This is a genomic window from Actinospineispora spinosispora DSM 44797 (genome assembly GCF_000429025.1).
GTDB classification, from domain to species: Bacteria; Actinomycetota; Actinomycetes; order Mycobacteriales; family Pseudonocardiaceae; genus Pseudonocardia; species Pseudonocardia spinosispora.
The window spans coordinates 1-7416 of the sequence record NZ_AUBB01000032.1 but is presented as its reverse complement, the minus strand read 5'-3'; the positions used below and the strand labels follow the sequence as shown (position 1 = coordinate 7416).

Genomic DNA, 7416 nt, shown 5'->3' with positions numbered 1-7416 from the left:
ATAGGTGACCGGTTTTCCGACTCGGCATTGGTCGAGATCGCGGTCAGCGCGATCCAGACCAGTCCGACCGCGGCGACAATTGCACTGAACGTGAATCGCGACAACAGCGACACGACGGTGCTGGTGCACCGCCTGTCTGCTGTGGCCACGATCATCATGTGCTGCCGCTCCATCTGAAGAATGCGAAAGAAACGAAAGGGGATCGGTGTCCGCCTCGGGCTCCCAGGCCCAACCACGGCACATCCTCGGGCTGCCGACAGCCGAGTCGATCGGCGTTGCATGCGATTGACCAGCAGCAACGCACCCAGAAGCCGCGTTGACTCCATGGGCCGGCAGCCCGAGGGCAGCCGTCGTCCTCCCTCCGGACCAGCCGCGGTCGATGTCACGCGGAGACCCGTCGGGTCGTTCTTCTGTGCGAGCCTGAAATCCCGACGACGCACTGAACCCAACTACTGCGGTTCGTCGTTCAAGTTAGTCGACCACACCCGCGGCGGGCAAACCCGGAATGGCTTCCCGCTCATTCTTGTCGGCTCGTTAACCTTTATTCAACCTGGAATACAGTTGCGGGTTCAGAAAGCCGACCAGGTAGGCACGCAGTGCGTCCGGGTCGCTCAGATCGACCACGCCGTTGGTGAACACCAGGGACAGCGCGATCCGGCACATCGCGTCGATCAGGATTCGCGGCTCGACGTCGGGCAGCTCGCCGTCGTCGATGTAGCGCCGCACGGTGTCCGTCGCGACCGTCTCCACCTGCTCGATCAGCACGCCGGCGCGAGTGGTGAACCAGGGCAGCAGCAGCTGCGGGGCGTCCCGCAGGGCGGCCTGCAGCAACGGGTGCTCCCGCGCATGGCCGACCACGAAGACCATCACGGTGACCAGGTGCTCGGCGAACGGGAGATGACGGTCCATGATCGGCTGCAGCTGTTCGAGGAACACCCCGAGCTCACGCTGGATGAGCGCCGCGTTGATCGCATCCTGGTCACCGACGTACTTGTAGACCGTCGGCCGGGACAGCCCCGCCCGGCGCGCGATCGTGGAATGCAGCCGCGCGTCGCCGAACCCGCCCTCCAGCAGGCACTGTTCGGCGGCGGCCAGGACTCGCGCTCGAATCTCCTGCGCCTGCGGCACTCATCCTCCTGTCGTTGACAGAAGCCTACTGGGTGTAAGCCGCGCACTTGACCGCCATCACACCACCCGCTTACAGTCGAGCGAGAACTGTAAACGAGCCTTGTGAGGTGCGGCAATGACGCAGCAGACCCCCAGGTCCCGACCGCTGCGCGGGATCGACGTCGGGATTCCGGCCCGCCAGCTCAACTTCCAGCTCTCCGGCGACATGCCGCGCTGGCTGTACGCGGACAACGTCACCGCGACCACCTACCTGGCCGTGCTGTCGGCGTTCTTCCCGCCCGGCGAGGACTTCTTCGTGCAGTCGGTCAACCACTTCAAGAACCGGGTGACCGATCCGACGTTGCGTGCGCAGGTGGCCGGGTTCACCGGCCAGGAGGTCATCCACAGCCGCGAGCACGAGCGGCTCAACGAGGTCTTCTCCGAGCGTGGCTTCCGGCTCGGCGTGCCGGACCGGGCGATCCGTCTCGCGCTGGCGGCGCTGTCCCGGTTCCCGGCTCGCACGCAGCTGGCCGCGACCGCGTTCATGGAGCACTTCACCGCCCTGTACGCCGAGGAGACCCTCGTGTACGAGGGCGCGGACGGCGACATCCATCCTGACCTGCGCGAACTGTGGCTCTGGCACGCGTTGGAGGAGCTGGAGCACAAGTCGGTCAGCTACGAGGTGTACGAGCTGGTCGGCAACCGTCGCGCCGAACGGCTCCTCGCCGAGCTGCTGGTGCTGGCGACCGTCGGGCCCGCTTTCCTGGCGAGCTGGGGGTGGCTGCTGGTGACCGAAGGGGCGCTGACCCGGCGCGGTGACCTGGCCGAGGGCCTGCGCGCGATGCTCGGCCCGGGCAAGGCGTTGCGCGGCGTCCTGCGCGGCATGCCGAGGTTCCGGCGGCGCGACTTCCACCCCGCGAAGCGCGACACGGTCGCATTGGAAACGCAGTGGCGCGACCGCCTCTTCGGCCAGCAGGGCACCTTGAACGACCAGCTACGCAGGCCCATCGCCTGACCCCGCGTCTCTTCGCAGAGCCACACGTCGCGTCGCAGACACCGCAGCGTCTGCGATGCGACATCAAGGTCCGCGAGGTCGTCTCAGAGTGTCCTGCGGGCGCCGTCCGGCCAGACGACGGACACCGGGAGGTTGCGTTCCCGGGCCGCGCTCACCATGTCGCCGGTGCCGCCACGGCCATCCGACGGTTGCCCGTCCCAGACCGCGATCATGCGGTCCACCGTGCTCAGTACCTGTTCGCCGGCCGCCAGATAGGCGTCGCGGCCCGACCTCTCGAACGGCAAGGTCAGCACCTCGGCGGCCCTGCCGATCAGCTCGTCGAACTCGGCCGCATCGGCAGGCCCGACCTTGCGCTCCCGGTAGTCGGCGGCCGGCAGCACGACCTCGACCTCACCGCCCACGTCGAGAACGGCGCGCGCGAACAGCTGGTCGGCGCCGCGCGCGAGGCAGGTCACCCCGACCAGCGGCCGCCCGGCCGCTGCCAGCAGGTCCAGCAACGCCGCCCGTACCGAGGCGACGCTGTCCGGGGCCAGGTTGGAGTGCCCGGTGATTCCGATACGCACGATGTCGCTCCCCTCGGATCCCTCTCACGGTGCCATCAACGCACCCTCGGACGCGGTCCGGGTCTCGTGCGGCTTGATACTGTTCGGCACACGAAGTCGCAGGTAGCTGCGCCCGGAGTGAGGAGGTTGATGAATATGGCCCGCCAGGCGGTTCATCAGCATGCCCATGTCCGGGTCGCGCGAGGATAAGCAGCGGCCCGGTCGTCCCACCCGACCAGGAGTGTCGCTTGACTTCCCTCATCCCCGCCGACCTGACCACTGACCGACTCGTCCTCCGGACCTGGTCCGCCGACGAGCTCACCGCTGTTCTCGACCACACCCGCCTGCCGCACTGGGCGGAGGACTTCCCCGCCGAGGGTGACCAGGTCATCGCGGGCTTTCTGCGCGACCACCCCGCCGGCCTCGACAGGTACGGCCACCGACTGATCCTCGAACGATCGACCGGGCTGGTGGTCGGGTCCATCGGGCTGTTCTGGCCGCCGACCGACGGGGCGCTCGAGGTCGGATACGGGATCGTCGAGTCACGACGTGGCCGGGGCTACGCGGCCGAAGCCACTCGCGCGATCGTGGTTCACGGGCTGACCGCGCCCGGCGTACACACCGTCGAAGCCGATGTGGAACTCGCCAACCCGGCGTCCGTGCGTGTGCTGGAGAAGGCCGGGCTCCGACGCTGGAGCGAGGATTCGTCCATCGCGCGGTTCCGCACCCAGCGGTAGCCATGATGTGTGCGGGGCGCGGTCGCCGTTGGGTCGATAACGGCTACCGCGCCCCGCGCCACCCACATCCCATACCAGTGAGCGGCCCACCCGGTTCAACGACGACGGCACCCGCCCGGTTCTGTGATCCGGGACAGACTCGCTCGAGTTCGGCGAATCACGTGTACTGATGCCTCACCGGCCGCGCGGACCCGCCTCGGCGAGCCCCCGCCCCTTTCCCGCGACGGCCACGTCCCCGGAGCCCGCCGGCCACGGCCGCGGCCGTCCGGGACCGGACGAAGGAATCGGCCGGGACAATCGCATCGGCGATTTGTCCCCGTGCTGATTATTCGGCCGGCGAATCACTCCGGCGGCTGATGGCCGCGGCCGCCGGACCCCGATGATCAGCACAGCTGATGTGATTCATCGACCGTGCTGATTCACAGTCCTGTCCAGCATGTTCACCCTGACCGGGCGCGGCCGCACCGTGGCCACGGCCGGTGTGGCCACGGCCATTCCGCCTGCTCATCGACCTGTGGCCAGGCCAGGTGGCCGGTCACCCGGTGGCCGTCCAGCGGTCGCGGCCACGGCCACCGGCGTTGGCCACGGCTCCCGGCAACGGCCGCCGAGGACAGGTGGCCATGAGTGGCCGCGTATTCGACGCGGCCATGACCGCCCGTTGCTCGTGCCCTGAATCGACGTTTCGTCATCAAGGCCGGTGATGATCTGCCGGAAAGGGGCTCTGCCGGTTCGGTTTTTTGTTTGCGAACGGAAGCGATGTGGGCTAACTTCGAGTGAAGGCCAGCTCAAGGCCCCGATGTGACGTCAGAAGTCATGGCCCACATTGCTGATCGACTCGGCCGTTCGTAGATGCGTAGTCAGCGTCGCGGCCGGAGGATGTGCCCCCGCGTGAGGACGACCGCGGCTGGCATCGACCAGTTCAGAGCGCGCAGCCACCGCGGCTGCATCTGATCGACTCGGTTCGCCGGAAAGCCCTCGTACGGCGTCGGACACCGAGGATGTTCCCCGCGTGAGATCACCGCGGCTGGTTCCGATCTCCTCTCTTCCTCATGTCCGGCTCTCTCGTATCGGAGTGGCATCGTGATCAGCGCGACCTCGGCAGGCAGGCGGTGCTTCGGCATCGTCGCGCCGCTGTTGTCGCGAGTGGCGCTGTCGCTGTCGTTCGGGAAGGTCCTTGCGGCCGCGGGCATGCTGCTGATCGCCACGGTGTTCCTCGGCGGCCACGTCGCGGGCGGCGAGCGCCACGACGTCCGGCTGGCCGCGGCCAGCACGCTCACCGATCTCGACTCCGGGCTCGGCGGCGACGGTTCCGACCTGTCCGACTGGTGGACCTCCACCGGCGGCGGGCGCGGTACCTCGGGCGCCACCGGCTACGTGTCGGAGCCCACCGACGACGAGCTCCCGGACTGGACGGCCACCACCCGGGGCGGTGGCAGCGCATCGGGTATCGGTTCCACCGAGGCTGTGTCCGAGCCCGCCGACGACTCGGGTCTGCTGGACTGGGTGCGCGGGTTGTTCGGCGGCGACGCCACTTCCGGTTCGGACAACGGCTCGACCGGCGTCGCGCAGAACTCGGCGCCGACAGCAACGGACGGCTCGTCGATCGTCGATCGGATTCTCGGTCTGGTCACCACACTGATCGACCGGGTGCTCGGCGGCGGCTCCGGCGGTGCGACCGGCTCCGGCGCGCCGAACGCGCACAGCACACCGACAGACCAGAACCAGGCCGCGCAGAACCACCAGAACCAGGCGGTCCAGAACCGTCACCAGAGCAGCGCCCAGCCGGTGGCCCAGCAGTCGGGCACCGGACAGCGGCAGCAGCCCGGGTCGGCCGATGGCGACGAGCTTGCTCAGCGCATCACCTCACTGGTCCAGAGCTGGCTCGCCCAGAACGATCTCGCGCAGGCCCAGAAGTCTCCCGCCGGCTCCGCTCCGACCGCGTCGAGCCCCGGGAAGAACGGGGCCGCCGCCACGACTCCGGTCTCCGACCCGACGGTCACCGACCGGCTGCGCAAGGTCGGCGTCACCGGATCGAACTCGTCGATGACCGGGCCGGGTGTGGAGCAGCTGTTCTCCACCGTGGTCGATCTGGTCTCCGGGGTCGTCTCCACCGTCGGTGGCCGTGACGCCGGCCAGCGAACCCATCAGGCGTTGTCGCGGGTCGCCGGCCAGGTCGAGTCGGCTCTGGAACAGGGTGCCGCGCTCGGCAGAGGCATGAACGCGGCCGGCCAGGGCGGAGGCGCCGCGCAGCTCGCGCTGGCCGACTCCACCCGTGACCGGACCATCGCGGTCGACCGGGACAAGCGAGCCGGCTCGCGTGACGGCGACCGGGACCAGCTGACCGGCATGCTCGCCTCGGCGCGGAAGACGGCCGGGTGCGACCTGGACAACGGAACCCGGTGCGCCGGGCTCGACCAGCTCGAATCGAACCTGCTGCAGGCCCTGCGCGGTCGCGGCCCTCCGGCGACGCACGCGTCAGACGGTCAGAACAGTGTCGGAAACAGCGGTGACCAGAACAAGAACCACGTGGGCGATCGGGTCGAGAGCGCGGTAGCGCAGCTCTCCTCGGCGATCACGTCACTGATCCAGAACTTCATCTCACGGCCGAGCGGCACGAACCAGGGGCAGCCCGGGTCGGCCGGCCGGCCCCAGTCCCCGGCGGACCTGGGCCAGGCCATCGGGAAGCTGACCCAGGGTTTCGTCTCCGAGCTGCTCTCGCTCGTCGGTCGGGCTGGTGGATCGGCCGGAACGGGCACCTCCGGCGGTTCCGCGCAGACGGCGGGCAAGCCTGCCGCACCCAGCCTGACCGACGTGCTGGACCGATTCGTCGACGCGGCGACCGGGGTCGTACGGGACGTGGCGGGCAAGAAGGCCGCCAAGAAGGTCGGCCACGCACTCGACGACCTGTCCGAGCAGGTCAGCAAGGCCCTCACCCAGAACAGCGCGGGCCAGCGGAACCCGGGCCAGACCGGGTCGCCCGCCCAGTCGCGTCCGTCCGCCGACCTCGGCCAGACCATCGGCACGCTCACCCACGACTTCGCGCGGAAGCTGCTCCAGCTGGTCGGCGGCAACACCGGAACGAGCGGCCAGACCCCACAGCGACCCGCGCCGAACCTGAGCGACGCGTTCGACCGCTTCACCGACCTGGCCACCGGCATCGTCCGCGACATCGCCGGCAAGAAAGCCGCCACCAAGGTCGGCCACGCACTCGACGAACTGTCCGACCAGCTCAGCAAGGCCCTCACCCAGAACAGCAAGCCCCCGGCGAGCGGCACACAGAACAACACGGGCCAGCAGAAACCGACCACCGGCGACAACCTCGCCACAACGATCAGCCGCTCGGTGAACACCTTCCTGACCGACCTGCTCGGCAAGCTCGGCATCACCAAGCCCACCTCGAACCAGCCGACCGGCGGCACCCCTGCTCGACCGCAGGCGCAGCAGCCCGGCGGCTCGCTCGCCGAGGACATCACCGCGCTCACCACCGGCTTCGTCCAGAAACTGCTGAAGCTGGTCGGCACCGGATCCGGTCAGGTCCCGCGGCGGCCCAGCGCGGGCGACGCACTCGGCCACTTCGTCGACGTCGCCTCCGGCCTCGTGTCCCAGACCGCGGGCAAGAAAGCCGGCCAGGAGACCCAGCAGGCACTGAGCTCACTGTTCGAGCAGCTCCTCTCCGGCGCCGGCAAGAACGGTGGAACGCGGCCGGCCGCCCAGACCCGGCCCGCTTCGGCCGGTACCGGTCACGGCCAGGAGCTCGGCGAGGACATCCGCGGCCTCACCGCCGGGTTCGTCCAGAAGCTGCTCACACTGGTCGGCGGCAACACCGGAACCAACGGCCAGACCCCACAGCGACCCGCGCCGAACCTGAGCGACGCGTACGACCGCTTCACCGACCTCGCCACCGGCATCGTCCGCGACATCGCCGGCAAGAAGACCGCCACCAAGGTCGGCCACGCACTCGACGAACTGTCCGACCAGCTCAGCAAGGCCCTCACCCAGAACAGCAAGCCGTCCG

The 7416-nt window shown here is 69.1% G+C and carries 6 protein-coding genes; 4 read left to right on the top strand and 2 right to left on the bottom strand.

Going from position 1 to position 7416, the window contains the following annotated elements:
- The first annotated feature begins 27 nt into the window (after window positions 1-27).
- Window positions 28-177 carry a hypothetical protein gene (locus tag G406_RS56890; protein ID WP_156934923.1) on the top strand — a complete coding sequence of 50 codons (150 nt, stop codon included), beginning with the start codon at window positions 28-30 and terminating at the stop codon, window positions 175-177.
- A gap of 357 nt (window positions 178-534) precedes the next feature.
- Here the strand turns inward: G406_RS56890 and G406_RS0115925 are convergent, their stop codons facing one another.
- Window positions 535-1128 carry a TetR/AcrR family transcriptional regulator gene (locus G406_RS0115925; protein WP_028934609.1) on the bottom strand — a complete coding sequence of 198 codons (594 nt, stop codon included), beginning with the start codon at window positions 1126-1128 and terminating at the stop codon, window positions 535-537.
- 115 nt (window positions 1129-1243) lie between these two features.
- On the opposite strand from G406_RS0115925, the gene G406_RS0115920 reads away from it, so the two are divergent.
- Window positions 1244-2122 carry a metal-dependent hydrolase gene (locus tag G406_RS0115920; RefSeq protein ID WP_028934608.1) on the top strand — a complete coding sequence of 293 codons (879 nt, stop codon included), beginning with the start codon at window positions 1244-1246 and terminating at the stop codon, window positions 2120-2122.
- Window positions 2123-2205: 83 nt separating this feature from the next.
- Here G406_RS0115920 and G406_RS0115915 read toward each other — a convergent pair whose 3' ends face one another.
- Window positions 2206-2688, bottom strand: a complete 483-nt coding sequence (locus G406_RS0115915; protein WP_028934607.1) for a hypothetical protein — start codon at window positions 2686-2688, stop codon at window positions 2206-2208.
- A 224-nt stretch (window positions 2689-2912) separates the two neighbouring features.
- On the opposite strand from G406_RS0115915, the gene G406_RS0115910 reads away from it, so the two are divergent.
- Both G406_RS0115910 and G406_RS47295 read left to right on the top strand, forming a co-directional pair.
- Window positions 2913-3401, top strand: a complete 489-nt coding sequence (locus G406_RS0115910; protein ID WP_037076922.1) for a GNAT family N-acetyltransferase — start codon at window positions 2913-2915, stop codon at window positions 3399-3401.
- A 1080-nt stretch (window positions 3402-4481) separates the two neighbouring features.
- A partial coding sequence (locus G406_RS47295) for a hypothetical protein (protein ID WP_037076921.1) occupies window positions 4482-7416 on the top strand: 2935 nt, incomplete at its 3' end.

Coding starts and splice junctions, on each gene's coding strand:
- G406_RS0115920 (WP_028934608.1), top strand. CDS start 1,244: ATGACGCAGCAGACCCCCAGGTCCCGACCGCTGCGCGGGATCGACGTC.